Source organism: Pseudomonas sp. 22490, assembly GCF_052044465.1.
In the GTDB taxonomy this organism is placed as follows: Bacteria; Pseudomonadota; Gammaproteobacteria; order Pseudomonadales; family Pseudomonadaceae; genus Pseudomonas; species Pseudomonas aeruginosa.
In genome coordinates, this window is record NZ_JBQENS010000038.1 from 16,444 (window position 1) to 33,130 (window position 16,687).

At 70.2% G+C, this 16,687-nt stretch carries 11 protein-coding genes; all 11 read left to right on the forward strand.

Translation table 11 applies throughout. From position 1 onward, the window contains the following. The first annotated feature begins 265 nt into the window (after nt 1-265). From tagH to tagR, 11 genes are read left to right on the forward strand one after another with little or no spacing between them, the layout of a single operon-like run. Nucleotides 266-1,753 (forward strand): type VI secretion system-associated FHA domain protein TagH, encoded by a 1,488-nt coding sequence (gene tagH, locus ACTJJX_RS29675; protein WP_012613438.1) that lies wholly within the window; start codon nt 266-268, stop codon nt 1,751-1,753. A 44-nt stretch (nt 1,754-1,797) separates the two neighbouring features. Beyond that, nucleotides 1,798-2,262, forward strand: a complete 465-nt coding sequence (tssJ, locus tag ACTJJX_RS29680) for a type VI secretion system lipoprotein TssJ (RefSeq protein WP_004351964.1) — start codon at nt 1,798-1,800, stop codon at nt 2,260-2,262. A 15-nt stretch (nt 2,263-2,277) separates the two neighbouring features. Beyond that, entirely contained in the window at nt 2,278-3,612 is a 1,335-nt protein-coding gene (gene tssK, locus ACTJJX_RS29685; RefSeq protein ID WP_003115052.1) for a type VI secretion system baseplate subunit TssK, read from the forward strand. 6 nt (nt 3,613-3,618) lie between these two features. Continuing rightward, nucleotides 3,619-4,968 carry a DotU family type VI secretion system protein gene (locus ACTJJX_RS29690; RefSeq protein WP_003118500.1) on the forward strand — a complete coding sequence of 450 codons (1,350 nt, stop codon included), beginning with the start codon at nt 3,619-3,621 and terminating at the stop codon, nt 4,966-4,968. Continuing rightward, the gene (gene tssM, locus ACTJJX_RS29695) at nt 4,965-8,495 is read left to right on the forward strand and encodes a type VI secretion system membrane subunit TssM (protein ID WP_003106968.1); all 3,531 of its coding nucleotides are present in this window, start codon (nt 4,965-4,967) and stop codon (nt 8,493-8,495) included. Before ACTJJX_RS29690 ends, tssM begins: the two co-directional genes overlap by 4 nt. Next, on the forward strand, nt 8,492-9,172 hold the full coding sequence (tagF, locus tag ACTJJX_RS29700; RefSeq protein ID WP_003106966.1) for a type VI secretion system-associated protein TagF: 681 nt from the start codon (nt 8,492-8,494) through the stop codon (nt 9,170-9,172). The genes tssM and tagF overlap by 4 nt, the downstream gene beginning before the upstream one ends. A gap of 9 nt (nt 9,173-9,181) precedes the next feature. Next, on the forward strand, nt 9,182-9,910 hold the full coding sequence (gene pppA, locus ACTJJX_RS29705) for a serine/threonine phosphatase PppA (RefSeq protein ID WP_003106965.1): 729 nt from the start codon (nt 9,182-9,184) through the stop codon (nt 9,908-9,910). Between the two features lie 7 nt (nt 9,911-9,917). Beyond that, on the forward strand, nt 9,918-13,016 hold the full coding sequence (ppkA, locus tag ACTJJX_RS29710; protein ID WP_004351957.1) for a serine/threonine protein kinase PpkA: 3,099 nt from the start codon (nt 9,918-9,920) through the stop codon (nt 13,014-13,016). Beyond that, nucleotides 13,013-13,732, forward strand: coding sequence for a type IV secretion associated ABC transporter ATP-binding protein TagT (tagT, locus tag ACTJJX_RS29715; RefSeq protein ID WP_016852310.1), 720 nt, complete (start codon nt 13,013-13,015; stop codon nt 13,730-13,732). Before ppkA ends, tagT begins: the two co-directional genes overlap by 4 nt. After that, entirely contained in the window at nt 13,732-14,931 is a 1,200-nt protein-coding gene (tagS, locus tag ACTJJX_RS29720; RefSeq protein ID WP_003142347.1) for a type IV secretion associated ABC transporter permease TagS, read from the forward strand. The genes tagT and tagS overlap by 1 nt, the downstream gene beginning before the upstream one ends. Beyond that, the gene (tagR, locus tag ACTJJX_RS29725; RefSeq protein ID WP_003106615.1) at nt 14,924-16,636 is read left to right on the forward strand and encodes a type VI secretion system-associated regulator TagR; all 1,713 of its coding nucleotides are present in this window, start codon (nt 14,924-14,926) and stop codon (nt 16,634-16,636) included. Before tagS ends, tagR begins: the two co-directional genes overlap by 8 nt. Nucleotides 16,637-16,687: the final 51 nt, after the last annotated feature.

A 16,687-nucleotide genomic window follows, 5' to 3' on the forward strand; every position in this document is an offset into this window, starting at 1 on the left:
ACTCGAAAGGTTGGCAAAATTCTTGTGGCATGCCGCAAGGCTTGTCAAGGAAGGCACAACGCCACTAGTTGCATGACACCGCAGATCGGACAAATCTTTAAAAGACGTAGGATTAGTCTTTTATAATCCGGTATCACCCGATGTGTCTTCCCGAGGCGACGAAACGCCGGAAAGCCGTCGGGCCAGCCTGGATGCGAACCGAAATCCCTCGGGCACGGGGGTGAGCGCCTGGAAGAGCCGGGCGCTGGCAATGCAAGGAGTAGCAATGCCGCTGCGATTGACCATCACCAGCTACCACAAGCTGACCCCCGGTCAGTGTTCGGAAAAGGTACTGGACCAGGGACAGCTGACCATCGGTCGGGGCCCGGACAACGACTGGGTCCTGCCGGACCCGGAGCGCCTGGTCTCCAGCCGCCACTGCACCATCCTCAACCGCGACGGGGTGTACTACCTCACCGACACCAGCACCAACGGCGTGCTGCTGGTCAATGCCGGGCACCGCCTGCGCCGCGGCAACAGCGAGCCGCTGCAGGACGGCGAGACCGTCCGCCTCGGCGAATACGACATCCTCGTCCAGCTCGGCCATGACATCGCCCTGCCCGGCAGCGGCAATCCGCAGACCGATCCGTTCACCAGCTTCGACGCCCTGATGAGCCGGCAGGCCGCCGGATCGGCGCCTGCCTTCGCCGAACCGGCGCCCACCCCGCACCCCGCGGTGACGGCGCATTTCCAGGGCGGCTCGCCGCTGGACACCAAGCCCGACCTGTTCGACTTCCTCACCCCGCCGCCGCCCGGCGCGGCGCCGCGTCCGGACCATGTACCGGCCGAACAGCACGACTTCCGCCCGCCGGAACCGGTGATCCCGCCGCCCCCCGCGACCACCCCGGCGCCACCGCCCGCTGGCGGCGCACCGCTGATTCCGGCCGACTGGGACCCGTTCGCCGAACTGCTCGGCAACACGCCCGCGCCAAGCGCCACGCCCGTCGCCCAGCCGCTGCCGACGGCCGAACCGACGCCGCTGGCGATGCCCTTCGCCGACCCAGGGATCACCCAACAGCCACAGCCACAGCCACAGCCACAGCCACAGCCACAGCCACAGCCACAGCCACAGCCAGCGAGCGTGGCGGCGCCGACGCCGCCGGCAAGCGCCGCCGCGTCGGCCGGCGGCGACCTGCTGCAAGCGTTCCTGCGCGGCGCCGGCATGACCCAGTTGAAGGTCGACCCGGCCGGCGCCGAAGCGCAGATGGAAGCCATCGGCCGCAGCTATCGCGGCCTGGTGGAAGGACTGGTGGACGTGCTGCGCGCGCGGGCCAGCCTGAAGGGCGAGTTCCGCATGGCGCAGACCATGATCCAGCCGGTGCAGAACAACCCGCTGAAGTTCGCGCCGAACGTCGACGAGGCCATGCTGCTCCTGCTGCGCCGCGACAACCAGGCGTTCATGGCGCCGGATCGCGCGGTGGCCGACAGCTTCGAAGACCTCAAGGCGCACCAGCTGGCGGTGATGGCCGGCGTGCAGGCCGCCATCCGCCACCTGCTGGCGCGCTTCGAACCGGCCGCGCTGGAAGCCCGCTTCGGCAAGCCGGCCGGGCTTTCCGGCCTGCTGCCGGGGGCCCGCCAGGCACAGAACTGGGACAGTTTCACCGAGCTGTACGCGAAGATCCTGCGCGAGGCGGAGGACGACTTCCAGGAGCTTTTCGGCCGCGAATTCAGCCGCGCCTACGAGGAACACAGCGCTCGACTACGGCGTTCCTGACGCCAACGAACACCAGGAGAAACAACGTCAATGAGGACGACACCATGCAGAAACTGATCGTCGCGCTGTTCGGGCTGCTGCTCGCCGCCTGTTCGTCCAGCCCGCCGGAAACCCCGCCGACCCGGGTGGTGATCTGGCTCCACGCCGCACCGAACCTCAACCCGTCCGCCGCCGGCCAGGCGGCGCCGCTGCGCCTGCGGCTGTACGAGCTGAAGAAAGACACCGCGTTCGGCCGCGCCGACTACTTCGCCCTCACCGACAACGCCCAGTCGACCCTCGGTGGCGACCTGGTGGAGCAGGACGAGTTCCTCCTGCGTCCGGGCGAGGAACGGCGCATCGAACGCACGCTCGACGAGCAGACCCGCCAGCTCGGTTTCGTCGCCGCCTACCGCGACCTCGACCGCGCCACCTGGCGCCAGGTCCTCGCCGTGCCGGGGCAACGCACCAGCCATCTCGACATCACGCTCGGCGCGCAGGCCATCGGCATCGTCGCGCGTCCCGCGCCCTGAACCTTCGGAGTCCCTATGTCCTGGAATAACCGCGTGGTGTGGTCCGAAGGCATGTTCCTGCGGCCACAACATTTCCAGCAGCACGACCGCTACCTGGAAACCCTGGTGGATGGCCGCTGCCGCTCGCTCCTGGCGGGCGGCTGGGGCTTTTCCGAGCTGAAGCTGGACGATGCCCTGCTGACCCAGGGCAAGCTGGCCATCGTCAGCGCCCGCGGCGTGCTGCCGGATGGTACGCCGTTCAACATCCCCGCCGACGATCCGGCGCCGGCGCCGCTGAATGTCGAGGAAAGCCTGCGCGATGGCATCGTCTACCTCGGCCTGCCGCTGAAGCGGGTCGGCACCCGCGACACGGTAGAGGAGGGCGAGGCCCTCGGCGGCGCCCGCTACGTCAGCCAGGTGCAGGAAGTGCGCGACGACAATGCCGCCTTCGAGAGCCGCGCCCCGGTGGCCCTGGGCAGCCAGGCGTTCCGCCTGCTGACCGAGCGCGACGGCCTCGGCGAATACGCCGCGGTGGGCGTCGCGCGGGTCCGCGAGAAGCGCGCGGACCAGGCCCTGAGCCTGGACGAGGACTACCTGCCGCCGGTACTCGACATTGCCGCCGCGCCGCCCCTGGCGTCCTTCGCCAAGGAGCTGCTGGGCCTGCTCCACCAGCGCGGCGAAGCCCTCGCCGGGCGGGTGGTGGCATCCAGCGCCGGGGGCGCCTCGGAAATCGCCGACTTCCTGCTGCTGCAACTGGTCAACCGCGCCGAGGCCCTCACCGGTCACCTGTCCCGCGTGCGCCCGCTGCACCCGCAGGAGCTGTACCGCGAACTGGTGGCCCTGGCCGGCGAGTTCTGTACCTTCACCGCCAGCCAGCGGCGTCCCGAGGAGTACCCGGTGTACAACCACGACGACCTGGCCGCCAGCTTCGCCCCGGTGATGCTCGCCCTGCGCCAGGCGCTGGCGACGGTGATCGACGCCAAGGCGATCGCCATCCCGATCGTCGAGAAGGCCTACGGCGTGCACGTCGCGATGCTCAGCGACCGCAGCCTGATCGACAACGCCAGCTTCGTCCTGGTGGTGCGCGCCGACGTCCCCGGCGAGAGCCTGCGCGGGCACTTCCCGCAGCAGGCCAAGGTCGGCTCGGTGGAGCACATCCGCGACCTGGTCAACCTGCAACTGCCGGGTATCGGCCTGCTGCCGATGCCGGTGGCGCCGCGGCAGATCCCCTACCACGCCGGCTCCACCTATTTCGAACTGGACCGCGGCAGCGCGCATTGGAAGCAGCTGACGCACTCCGGCGGCTTCGCCTTCCACATCGCCGGCCAGTTCCCCGGGCTGAACCTGGCCTTCTGGGCCATTCGAGGATAAGCAACGATGCCTCCCATCGACGATCCCTTCGGCACCCCGGCCGGCGGCGGCAACGGAAGCCCGCCCGACGACCGCACCATGATCATGCCGCGTCCCGGCGGCCGCGCCCCGGAACCGGCCGGCGGCCCCCGCGGCGGCGATCCCTACACGCCGCCGCCGATGGCCAGCCTGGCGCCGCTGAGCGGCCGCGGCGACGGCCTCAACCCGCTGGAGCAGGCCGCCGGCCCACTGCTGGCGATGCTCACCCGCCTGCGCAACACCATCGCCCATCCGGCGCCGGCCAGCCTGCGCGCGCAACTGCTCGGCTACCTGCGCCAGTTCGAGGAGAAGGCACGCCAGGCCGGCGTGGCGCCGGACGAAGTGATGCTGGCGCGCTACGTGCTCTGCACCGCCCTCGACGAAGCGGTGCTCAGCACGCCGTGGGGCAGCACCAGCGACTGGGGCAAGCAGAGCCTGCTGATCACCCTGCACAACGAGGCCTGGGGCGGCGAGAAGGTCTTCCAGTTGCTCGAACACTGCCTGCAGAACCCGCACCAGCGCCTGCACCTGCTGGAGCTGCTGTACCTGTGCACCAGCCTCGGCTTCGAAGGCCGCTACCGGGTCATGCACGACGGCCGCAGCCAACTGGAGGCGCTGCGCGAGCGCACCGCGGCGGTGATCCGCAGCACCCGCGGCGAGTACGAGCACGAACTGTCGCCGCACTGGCGCGGCCTCAGCGTGATGCGCGACCGCCTTTCGCAATACCTGCCGCCGTGGGTCGGTATCGCCATCGGCCTGGCCTTGCTGCTGGCCTTGCTGTTCGGCCTGCGGATGAAGCTGGCCGCCGACGCCGAGCCGGTGTTCAAGCGCATCCACGCCATCGGCGAGATCCCGGTGCAGGCCATCGACCGCCCGGCGGTGCAGCCGCGGGTGATCGAGCGGCCACGCCTGGCGCGCTTCCTCGCCGACGACATCAAGGCCCAGCGAGTGGCGGTGGAGGACGCCGTCGACCGCTCGGTGGTGACCATCCGCGGCGACGAGCTGTTCGCCAGCGCCAGCGCCAGCGTGCGCGACGAGTTCCAGCCGCTGCTGCTGCGCATCGCCGACGCCCTGCGCAAGGTCAAGGGCCAGGTGCTGGTCACCGGCCATAGCGACAACCGGCCGATCGCCACGCTGCGCTACCCGTCCAACTGGAAACTGTCCCAGGCCCGCGCCCAGGAGGTCGCCGACCTGCTCGGCGCGACCACCGGCGACGCCGGCCGCTTCACCGCCGAAGGGCGCAGCGACACCGAGCCGGTGGCGAGCAACGCCAGCGCCGAAGGCCGCGCACGCAACCGCCGGGTGGAAATCACCGTATTCGCGGAGGGCGCGCAATGAAAGGCTTCCTCAACTTCTTCGCGCGCTGGGTGGTGCCGGTGCTCGGCCTGCTCGCCCTGAGCCTGATCATCTGGTTCCTCGGCCCGCTGCTGCGCCTGGGCAACTACGAACCGCTGGCCTCGGCGACCAGCCGCTGGGTGCTGATCGTCCTGCTGTTCCTGGTCTGGATCGGCTTCCGCGTGCTGCGCATCGTGCAGGCCCGGCGCAACGCGGCGAAGGTCATGCAGAGTCTCGCCGAGGTCAGCGCGCCGGACGCCGCCAGCGTCGCCACCGCCGAAGAGCTGGCGACCCTCAAGCAACGCATGGACGAGGCCCTGGCCCTGCTCAAGCGGGCCAAGCTGGGCGGCAGCGAGCGGCGCAACCTGTACGAGTTGCCCTGGTACGTGATCATCGGCCCGCCCGGTTCGGGCAAGACCACCGCGCTGATGAATTCCGGCCTGGACTTCCCGCTCGCCGCACAGATGGGCGCCGGGGCGATCCGCGGGGTCGGCGGCACGCGCAACTGCGACTGGTGGTTCACCGACGAAGCGGTGCTGCTGGACACCGCCGGCCGCTATACCACCCAGGACAGCCACGCCCAGGTGGACAAGGCCGCCTGGCTGGGCTTCCTCGACCTGCTCAAGACCCAGCGCAAGCGCCGCCCCATCGATGGCGCGTTCATCGCCATCAGCCTTTCCGACCTGCTGCTGGGCAGCGACGCCGAGCGCGCCGCCCATGCCCAGGCGATCCGCGCACGCATCCAGGAGCTGTACCAGCAGCTCGGGGTGCGCTTCCCGATCTACGTGATGCTGACCAAGTTCGACCTGGTGCCGGGCTTCATGGAGTTCTTCGACAGCCTGAACCGCGAGGAACGCGCGCAGGTCTGGGGGATGACCTTCGCCCTCGACGACGGCAAGAGCGCGGAAGGCCCGCTGGCGGTGTTCGACAGCGAATTCGCCCTGCTCGAACAGCGTCTCACCGCGCGCCTGGTGGAACGCCTGCAGCAGGAGCGCGACCCGGCGCGGCGCGACCTGGTCTACGGCTTCCCGCAGCAATTCGCCGCCCTGCGCGAATGCCTCGGCGAGTTCCTCAACGGCGTGTTCAAGCCCAACCCCTACGAGGAACGCCCGCTGTTGCGCGGCCTGTACTTCACCAGCGGAACCCAGGAAGGCAGTCCGATCGACCGCCTGATCGGCAGCATGGCGCAGTCGATGAACCTCGACCGCCAGCACCTGGCGCGGCAGACCGGAACCGGGCGCAGCTACTTCATCGAGCGGCTGTTCCGCGAAGTGGCGTTCGGCGAACGCGGCCTGGTCGGCACCAACCCGAAGGTCGAGCGCCGCCGCAAGTGGCTGACCATCGGCGCGCTGAGCGCCACCGCGCTGGTGGTGCTGGCGGTGACGGCGGTATGGATCGCCAGCTACCGCGCCAACCAGAGCTACATCGCCGCGGTCGACCAGCGCGTCGACCCGCTGGCGCGCGGCATCGAGTCGCTGAGCCCGGCCCAGCGCGACGTCCTGGCCGTACTGCCACAGCTCAACGCGGTGCAGAATCTCGCCGGCGACGCGCCGAGCTGGGCCGAAGGCTACGGGCTGTACCAGGGCGACATGCTCGGCGAGGAGTCCGCCAGCGTCTACCGCAAGCTGCTGATCGCGGTGTTCGCCCCGCGCCTGGTGACCCGCATCGAGGAACAGTTGCGCTCCGGCGGCAGCAGCGATTTCCTCTACGAGGGCCTGAAGGCCTACCTGATGCTCGGCAGCCCGGACCATTACGACGCCGACTTCATCAAGGCCTGGATCAGCCTCGACTGGGAACGCAACCTACCGCGCGACCTCTCGCCGGAACAGCGCCAGGCGCTGCACGCGCACCTCGACGCGTTGCTCGAACGACGGCCGCCGTCGGCGCGCCTGGACCAGGACCTGGTCGAGGACCTGCGCCGCCAGTTGCAGCAACTGCCGGTGGCGCAGCGGGTCTACGACCGAGTCAAGCGGCAGAGGCTGCCCAAGGACGTGCCCGACTTCCGCATCAGCGACGCCGCCGGCCGCGACGCGCCGCTGGTGTTCGCGCGCAAGAGCGGCAAGCCGCTCACCGACCCGCTCAGCGGCTTCTTCACCTACCGCGGCTATCGCGAGGTGTTCCTCACCGCCAGCCTCAGCCAGGCCGGCACCATCGCCGAGGAACAGTGGGTGCTCGGGCGCGACCTGAACGATGCCGGCGACGCCGCCAACCTGGCCCTCGACGTGCGTCGCCTGTATTTCCAGGACTACCTGCGGCAGTGGGACGACCTGCTCGCCGACCTCACCGTAGTGCCGATCACCAATGTCACCCAGGCCGCCGACGTGCTGCGCATTCTCTCCGGACCGACCTCGCCGTTCCGCAAGCTGCTCGAGGCGGTGGCCCGCGAGACCGACCTGCAGAAGGGCGACCGGCTGGTCGCCGCGCAAGTGAAGAAGGCCGCCGACGGCACCGTGGACAAGCTCAAGCAGCGCCTCGGCTCGCTGGTCGGCCAGGAGGAAGAGGGCGCCCGCGAACAGCCGCGGCAGGTCGACAGCGACCCGATCAGCGCCCACTTCGCCGAACTCAACAGCCTGGTCAGCAAGGGCGAGGGTGGCAACGAGCCGGCGCCGATCGACAGCCTGCTGGAGGACATGAACGCGCTCTACGTACAGGTCAGCGCCATGGCCGGAGCCAGCGGCGACTCGCTGCTCGGCGACGCCAAGAACCAGGTGGCCGCCGCCGCCTCGCGCGTGGCCCTCAGTGCCGAGCGCCAGCCGCCGGTGGTCCAGGGCCTGGTGAAGAACGTGGTCAACTCCACCACCAGCAGCATGATGGGCAGCGTGCGCAACCAGCTCAACGCGGCCTGGATCAGCGACGTGGTCAGCGTCTACCGGCAATCCCTGGCCGGGCGCTACCCGATCGCCGCCGGCAGTTCGCGCGACGCCACCCTGGAAGACTTCGGCCACTTCTTCGGTGCCGGCGGGGTGATGGACAGCTACTTCCGCCAGTACCTGCAACCCTACGTCGACACCTCCGCCAGCACCTGGCGCTGGCAGCCCGGCGCGGCGCAGAAGCTCGGCATCAACCCCGGCGTGCTGCACACTTTCCAGCGCGCAGCGGCGATCCGCGACGCCTTCTTCCGCTCCGGCGGCATGCAACCGACGGTGCGCTTCGAGCTCAAGCCGGTGACCATGGACGCGGCGATCAGCCAGTTCATCCTCGACCTCGACGGCCAGCAGCTGACCTACGACCACGGCCCCAGCCGCCCAGTGGCGATGCAGTGGCCGAGCGCCAACGGCCTCGGCGTGGTCCGCCTGACGGTGACGCCGCCGCCCAGCAGCGGCCGTTCCGGCCTGACCCTGGAAGGCCCCTGGGCCTGGTTCCGCCTGCTCGACCAGTCGGACCTGGAACGCGGCAACTCGCCGGACCGCTTCACCCTGCGGCTGCGCATCGACGGCTCCAGCATCGCCTGCGAGCTGCGCGCCAGCAGCGCCTTCAACCCCTTCAAGAGCCGGGTCGTGTCCGGCTTCAGCCTCCCGGAGCGCCTTTGAACAGCGTCGGTTTCTACGGCAAGCTGGCCGGCCGCGGCGATTTCGTCAGCCGCGGCCTGCCGAACACCTTCGTCGAACCCTGGGACGCCTGGCTGGCCAGCGGCATGCGCGCCAGCCAGGACGAACTCGGCGCGGCCTGGCTCGACGCCTACCTGACCAGCCCGCTGTGGCGCTTCGCCATCGCCCCCGGCCTGCTCGGCGGCGAAGCGGTGACCGGAGTGGTGATGCCGAGCATCGACCGGGTCGGTCGCTATTTCCCGCTGACCGTCGCCTGCCTGCTACCGGCGAACGCCGACCTCGGCGGGCTGGTCGGCGGCGACGACGGCTGGTTCGAACAGGTCGAGAGCCTGCTGCTCTCCACCCTCGAACCGGAGGCCGAGGTCGAGGCCTTCGAGCAGGCGGTGGCGCAGCTCCCGGCACCGCCCTGCGGACCGCGCATCGAACAATCGCTGATCAGCGGCAACCTGCTGCGCAGCGAAGCGGTGACCCCTGCGCAGCGCCTCGCCGCGCTGGCCCAGCACGCCTGCGACGGCGCCAGCCACTGGTGGGGACGCGGCTCGGCACGGATCTCCGCCGGCCTGATGCGCTACCAGGGCCTGCCGCCGGCGCCGGCGTTCGGACGATTCCTCACCGGAGAGGGCGAGGTGATCCCGCTCTTTCCCGGCATACCCGGTTAAGGACAACTGATGGTGCCCAACTCAGTCAGCTACTACAGGTCGGCCAGCTACAGCCACGTCGGCATGGTCCGCAAGGTCAACGAAGACGCCAGTCTCGACGCCCCCGAGGCGGGACTCTGGGTGGTCGCCGACGGCATGGGCGGCCACGCCGCCGGCGACTTCGTCAGCAGCCTGATCGTCGATACCCTGCGGCGCATCCCGGCGGCCTCCTCGCTACCGGCCTATGTCGGCGCGTTGCGCACCGGCCTCGCCCAGGTCAACGAGCGGGTTCGCCAGGAGGCCGGCCTGCGTGGCGTCAGCGTGATGGGCAGCACCCTGGTACTGCTCGCCGCGCGCGGCAACCAGGCGAGCTGCCTGTGGGCCGGCGACAGCCGCCTGTACCGCCTGCGCGGCGGCGTGCTGGAAGCCATCTCGCGGGACCACAGCTACGTCCAGGAGCTGCTCGACAACGCATTGATCAGCGAGGAAGAGGCGCGCCACCATCCGCGCGCCAACGTGGTCACCCGCGCGGTCGGCGTGCACGAGCAACTGGAACTGTCGGAAGCCGCGCTGCACGTGCTGCCCGGCGACAGCTTCCTGCTCTGCAGCGACGGCCTCAACAAGACCGCCGACGACAGCGAACTGCGCGACGTGCTCAGCCACAGCGATCCCTATGCGGTGGTCCGCAGCCTGGTCCACCTGGGCCTGACCCGCGGCGCCCCGGACAACATCACGGCCCTGGTGGTCAGGGCCTTCTGAGACGGACATGGACATAGAACTTCCGGGATTCGACATCGAACGCGAGCTGGGCGAAGGCGCCATGGCCACGGTCTACCTGGCCACCCAGCGCTCGCTGCAGCGCAAGGTGGCGCTGAAGGTGATGGCCGCGGCGCTGGCCGCCGACCCGAGCTTCGCCGAACGCTTCCTGCGCGAAGGTCGGACCCTGGCGCGGCTGTCGCACCCGAACACGGTGACCATCCACGACATCGGCAACGTCGGCAGTTGCTACTACATGGCCATGGAATACCTGCCCAACGGCACGCTCAAGGAGCGCATCCAGCAGGGCCTCGATCCCGAGCTGGGCCTGGTCTACGTACGGCAGGTGGCCGCCGCGCTCGGCTACGCGCACTCCCAGGGCCTGGTGCATCGAGACGTGAAGCCGGCCAATATCCTGTTCCGCGCCGACGGCACCGCGGTGCTCTCGGACTTCGGCATCGCCAAGTCGATCGAGGACAATACCCAGTTCACCCAGGTCGGCTTCGCCGTCGGCACCCCCAGCTACATGAGCCCGGAGCAGGCCCGCGGGCAGGAGATCGACGGCCGCGCCGACCTCTACGCGCTGGGCGTGGTGCTCTACGAGATCCTCACCGGCAAGCTGCCCTACAACGGCAAGGATTCGCTCTCCACCGCCCTGGCCCACCTCACCGAGCCGCTGCCGGAACTGCCGATCGAACAGGGCCGCTACCAGGACATCCTGCGCCAGTTGCTGGCCAAGGACCCGGCCGAGCGCTTCCCAACCGCCGGCGCGCTGATCGCCGCCCTCGACCGCCTGGCGCCGAGCGCCCTGGAAGCCACCCAGATCCGTCCGCTGGCGACGCCGCAGGGCTCGCCGCGAGCGAGCAACCCGCCGCCGGCCGAACCCGCGCCCATGCCGCCCGCCGACCTCGGCGGCCTGCAACCGGTATCGATCCAGTTGCCGCCGGTCACGCCCAGCGCCGGCGGCGCCACGCCGCCCCCGCCTCCGCCATCGCAAGCGGCGAAACCGCCATCGCCCCCGCCGCCTCCGCTGCCACCGGCGAAGCCGCGTGCCGGCGGCAGCCGCACGCCGCTGATCGCCGCCGCCGCGGCCGCCGTGCTCCTGGCGATCGGCGGCGGCGCCTGGTGGCTGCTGAGCTCGGGCGACGCGCCGAGCGCTGCCGATCCAGCGCCGCTGGGACAGACGCCGGCGGACAAGCCGCAGCAGCAGACCCCGGTGGCCGATGCCGAACAGGACGGCGGCGAGCGTCCGCTGCTGATGCCAGGCAAGAAGACCCTGTTCCAGCGCGTCCTGACCAAACCCGGCGCGGCCATCTCCGCCGAGGCTGGCGGCCCGCCCCGGGCCGGCGCGGTGCCGGCCTTCTCGGTGCTCTACGTGTACGCCCGCAAGCAGGTCGGCGGCAGCCCCTGGCTGCGCGTCGGCGCCTCCAGCAACGGCGAGGGCGACGGCTGGCTGCCGGCCAGCGCGGTGAGCGACTGGAAGCAGAGCCTGGTGCTGAAGTTCACCGAACGCTCCGGCCGCGCGCCGGTGATGTTCCTCAACAGCGCCGAGCAGGTCGAGCGCCTGCTCGGCGATACCCGCGCAGCGCGCGACACCCTGACCCAGGCGGTGGATCACAAGGGCGATCCGCAGGTGGTCGCGGTCGAGCCCAACGACCGGGCGATCCCCCAGGACCAGTTCTACCTGCTGCCGATCTTCGACTCGAAGGAAAGCTTCGACGCCGACGGCCAGCCGGCGCAGTTGCTGGAGGTCGCCTCGATCGACCCCGGCGGCAGCGCCGCGGCACCCCAGGCGCCGGGCCAGGCCGGGCAGGGCGGCGCCAGCGGCGCGGCGAGCGACACCTTCCGCACCGGCATCGTCCTGGTGGTGGACACCTCGGTGTCGATGCAGCCCTACATCGACCGCGTGCGCGAGGTGATCGACGGCCTGCAGCGGCAGATCGGCGAGCGCGGCGACCTGGACAAGGTCAGCTTCGGCCTGGTCGGTTTCCGCAACAACACCGACAAGACCCCCGGCCTGGAATACGTCAGCAAGACCCTGGTGCCGCTGCAACCGGGCAACGACGCGCAGCGCTTCGCCGAGTTGAGCAGCCAGGTGCGCGCCACCGACGTCTCCAGCCACTCGTTCAACGAAGACGCCTTCGCCGGGATCATGCAGGCGGTCGACGAAATGGACTGGTCGCCCTACGCCGGGCGCGTGGTGCTGCTGGTCACCGACGCCGGCGCGCTGCGCAAGAACGACCCGCTCGGGCGCACCCAGATGAACGAGGCCGAGGTCCGCCAGGCGGCGCTGCGCAAGGGCGTGAAGATCTATGCCCTGCACCTGCGCACCCCGGCCGGGAAGAACAACCACGGCTACGCCGAGCAGCAGTACCGCAGCCTCACCGCCGACGCCAACCCGAAGATCGCCGACCTCTACATCCCGGTGGCCGGCGGCGAGGTGAACGCCTTCGGCAACACGGTGAAGGAGATCGGCACGGTGTTCGCCGACCTGGTCCACGACGCCGGCAACCGCAAGCCGCAGGCGCCGCGCTTCGACGCCGCGCCAAGCGTGGCGAGCAAGTCGGCGGCCATCGGCTACGCCATGCAGATGGAATTCCTCGGTCGCCGCGACCCGGTGCGCGCGCCGCAGGTCGTCACCGCCTGGACCGCCGACCGTGACCTGACCAACCCGGCGCTGCCGGCGTTCCAGGTCTGCGTGCTGCTGAGCAAGCTGCAACTCAACGAACTGCAACAGTCGCTGAAACTGATCGTCGACGCGGCCAAGCGCACCCAGACCTCGCCCAAGGACTTCTTCCAGGAAATCGCCAGCGCCAGCGCCTACATGAGCCGCGACCCGGCGCAACTGGTGAAGGGCAGCAACCTGGCGCAGAGCGGCGTGCTCGGCGAATACCTGGAAGGCCTGCCGTACCGCAGCAAGTCGCTGAACATGACCCAGGACCTCTGGCTGTCGCTGAGCGTCGCCGAACAGCAGGACTTCATCGACGAACTGGAGTCGAAGATCCGCCTCTACGAAACCTTCCACAACGACGTCGCCAACTGGGTCCGGTTCGGCGACGCCGACGCCGGCGACGCGCTGTACCGCGTGCCGCTGTCGACGCTGCCATGATCCTGCGCCTGCACGAGGTCGCCCGCAGCCAAGGCGCCGGTCGCCAGCGCTACCGCCTGCGGGTGCCGGCGCTGGAATTGCGCGCGGGTCGCCAGCTGGCCATCGTCGGCCCCAGCGGCTGCGGCAAGAGCACCCTGCTCGACCTGCTGGCGCTGGCCCTGGCGCCGGACCCGGGCGGGCGCTTCGAATTCCTCGCCGGGGAACGCCCGCAGGACATCGCCGCGCTCTGGCGCGACGGCCGCCAGGACCGCTTGGCGGCGCTGCGCCGGCAGCACTGCGGCTACGTGCTGCAAAGCGGCGGGTTGCTCGAGTTCCTCGATGTGCGGCGCAACATCGGACTGCCCTGCGCGTTGCTCGGCGCCCCATCCGCCGAGCGCGTGCAGGCGCTGGCCGAGCGGCTGGAAATCGGCGACCAGCTGGACAAGAAACCGGCGGCGCTGTCGGTCGGCCAGCGCCAGCGGGTCGCCATCGCCCGCGCCCTGGCGCATGCGCCGCGCCTGTTGCTGGCCGACGAGCCGACCGCGGCGCTCGACCCGCTGAACGCCGAACGGGTGATGCGCCTGCTGGTGGAGCAGGCCCGCGAGCGCGGCGCCTGCACCGTGGTCGCCACCCACGACGAGCGCCTGGCTCGCGCCGCCGGCCTGGAAGTCCTGGCCATCCGCTGGCAACGCGAGGCCGACGACAGCGTCGGCGCCTGCCTCGAGGAAGTTGGCTGATGCGCGCCGGCCTGCTGCTCTCGCTGGCCTGGGCCGACTATCGCGGCGAGGCGCGCCTGTCGCTCTGCGCGATCTTCGCCCTGGCGGCGGTGATCACCCCGCTGCTGGTGCTGTTCGGCCTCAAGTACGGCCTGGTCAGCACCCTCACCGAGCGGCTGGAGCGCGCGCCTTCTGTGCGCGAGATCATTCCGGTCGGCGGCGCCCGCTACCGTGCCGAGGACATCGCCGCCCTGGCCGCACGCGCGGACGTCGCCTTCGCCGTGCCGCGCACCCGGCAGATCGCCGCCACCGCCGACCTCAGCGGCGGCGGCGAGACCGCCCTGAGCGTCGAGATGATTCCCAGCGCCACCGGCGACCCGCTGCTGGCCGGCCTGCCGCAACCCGACCGGCCGACCCGCGTGGTGCTCAGCCACGGCGCCGCGGAAAAACTCGGCGCCCAGCCTGGCGAGCGCATCGTCGCGCGCATCGGCCGGCGCATGGATGGCCAGGCACAGAGCCAGCGCCTGGAGCTGGAAGTGCTCGCGGTGCTGCCGCAGGAGCGTTTCGCCCGCGACGCGCTGTTCGCCCCGCTGGCCCTGCTGGAAGCCGCCGAGGACTATCGCGACGGTCGCGCGGTGGCCGCCTACGGCTGGCCGGGGAAGGCCGGCGAGACCCCGCGCGCACGCATCTACCCGGGCTTCCGCCTGTACGCCCGAGACCTCGATGCGGTGGAAGGGCTGCGCCGGCACTTCGTCGCGAGTGGCGTGGAAGTCGCCACCCAGGCCGAGGCCATCGCCCAGGTGCGCAGCCTCAGCCGCAACCTCGGCCTGGTGTTCTGGATCGTCGCCGCGCTGGCCATCGGCGGTGCCTTCGCCGCCATCGCCGCCAGCAGCCTGGCCGCCGTCGAACGCAAGCGCCGCGCCCTGGCGGTGCTGCGTCTGCTGGGCTTCCCGACCGCCGCGCTGGTCGGCTTCGTCATGCTCCTGGCGCTGTTCAGCGCCGTCTTCGGCCTGTTCCTCGCCGGGCTGCTGTACGCCGCCACGGCCGGCGCGCTGAACCACCTGTTCGACAACCAGAGCGGCGAGTTCGTCTGCCGCCTGCTACCCAGCCACTACCTGACGGCGCTGCTCGCCACGCTGCTGTGCAGCGTCCTGGCCGCCGCCAGCGGCGGCTGGCGCGCGGCGCGGATCGAAGCCGCAGAGGGATTACGCGATGTTTGAGAAAGCCATTCTTCCGCTCGCCCTCGGCGCCTGCCTGGCATTTGCCGCGCCGGCCTGGGCCGAAGGCGACTCGCCGGACAATCCCAAGCCGCTGGCCGACGACGTCGCCCTGCCGCTGCCGTGTGGCGGCGAGATGGTCTTCCGGCATGTCTACGTACTCGCCGAAGGCGCCCTCGACGATCGCGAGGTCAACCTCGGCTACGCCTTCAACGAAGGCGAGGCGGGCTACCAGCAGTCGTTCATCTCCGGCTACCGGCGCGACTACGTGAACGGCCAGTTCAGCCTCGCCGACCTGGCACCGGCCTGGCAGCAGAAGCTCTCCGCCAGCCTGCCGAAGCCTGCCGCCGGCACCCCGCTGAAGCCGATGCTGTACTTCATCGGCAAGTACGAGGTGACCGCCCGCCAGTACGCCGCGGTGATGAGCCAGGCGGCCGCGCTCTCCGGCCAGGGCGAGGCGCCGGCCTGCGACGTGCCGGACGGGATGGCCGCGCGGCTGCCCAAGGTCAACCTCTCGCGCTTCGACGCCGAACGCTTCGGCGCGGTGTACAGCGCCTGGCTGCTGAAGAACCACCCGGAACTGCTGCCGGTCAGCGGCCGCGGCAAGAATCCCGAGGACGGCGGCATCGGCTTCGTCCGCCTGCCCACCGAGGTCGAGTGGGAGTTCGCCGCGCGCGGCGGCCAGGCGGTAAGCCGCCAGGAACTGGAAGGCCGGCTGTTCCCGCGCAAGGTCGAGGGCAGCGACCAGGAAGGCCCGCTGGGCGACTGGGCGGTGTACAACCAGGTCGCCGGCGGCACCGGGCAGGCCGCGCGACTGTTGCCGGTAGGGATGAAGCGGCCGAACCCGCTGGGCCTGTTCGACGTGATCGGCAATGCCGCGGAGATGGTCCAGGAGTCCTTCCAACTGGTCCACGCCGGTCGCCGGCAGGGCACATATGGCGGTTTCGTGGTGAAGGGCGGGAACTATCTCGAAGGCGAGATGACTCTATTCACCGGGATGCGCCGCGAATACCCGCTGTTCGCCGCCGACGGCAGCGAACAGCGCAACGAGACCACCGGTTTCCGTGTCGCCATCGGCGCGCTGTCCGCGCCGCGCTCGCGCTATCCCGAGCTGTTCGCCCAGTGGCAGAAGGAAGGCCGACTAGCGGCATTGACCGATGCCATCGATGACGCTCAAGATCCCACCAAGCAATTGGACGGAATCATTGCCGCCACCCGCGACCCGCAGATGCAGGCGCAGTTGGCCCAGATAAACGAGGAACTCAAGCGTAACGTTTCGTTGATCGCCCGGCAGCGCGAAGAGGCCGCCGGAAACCTGATACAGTCGGCGGCACTGGTCGCCGAGACGATCAACAACTACAACATACGCCTGACCAACCTCAAGAAGGACAGGGAGAAAGCCGTGGCAGCCAGGGATCAGGCGACCGCCCAGCTCTATGCCGGCGCCATCGCCAACGGGCGCAGCGCCCTCGATGGCGCATTGGCCATCTACATCGACAACCTCGCCACCGGCACCCGTTACACCGACGCGGTGATCCAGGCGCAGTTCCAGCGCATCCAGGAAGAACTCAATCGCAACCCGGTTCTGGGCAAGAGCCTGGTCAAGCGCGCGACCCTGTTCGTCAAACACGTCGGAGATTATCGCCAGCAGCACCGGGCCGAGCCGGAGGCGGTATTGAAGGAATTGCTCGCGTCCAGCGGGCGTTGAAGGAGTTCCGTCCGGCCCCTCTCGGCAGCCGGGCGGTTCATCAAACCAGGA

Excerpts from the sequence above, each read along its gene's own strand:
- ACTJJX_RS29690 (WP_003118500.1), top strand. The coding sequence starts at position 3,619 with ATGCCTCCCATCGACGATCCCTTCGGCACCCCGGCCGGCGGCGGCAAC.
- tssJ (WP_004351964.1), top strand. The coding sequence starts at position 1,798 with ATGCAGAAACTGATCGTCGCGCTGTTCGGGCTGCTGCTCGCCGCCTGT.
- tssM (WP_003106968.1), top strand. The coding sequence starts at position 4,965 with ATGAAAGGCTTCCTCAACTTCTTCGCGCGCTGGGTGGTGCCGGTGCTC.
- pppA (WP_003106965.1), top strand. The coding sequence starts at position 9,182 with ATGGTGCCCAACTCAGTCAGCTACTACAGGTCGGCCAGCTACAGCCAC.
- tagT (WP_016852310.1), top strand. The coding sequence starts at position 13,013 with ATGATCCTGCGCCTGCACGAGGTCGCCCGCAGCCAAGGCGCCGGTCGC.
- tagR (WP_003106615.1), top strand. The coding sequence starts at position 14,924 with ATGTTTGAGAAAGCCATTCTTCCGCTCGCCCTCGGCGCCTGCCTGGCA.
- tssK (WP_003115052.1), top strand. The coding sequence starts at position 2,278 with ATGTCCTGGAATAACCGCGTGGTGTGGTCCGAAGGCATGTTCCTGCGG.
- ppkA (WP_004351957.1), top strand. The coding sequence starts at position 9,918 with ATGGACATAGAACTTCCGGGATTCGACATCGAACGCGAGCTGGGCGAA.
- tagS (WP_003142347.1), top strand. The coding sequence starts at position 13,732 with ATGCGCGCCGGCCTGCTGCTCTCGCTGGCCTGGGCCGACTATCGCGGC.
- tagH (WP_012613438.1), top strand. The coding sequence starts at position 266 with ATGCCGCTGCGATTGACCATCACCAGCTACCACAAGCTGACCCCCGGT.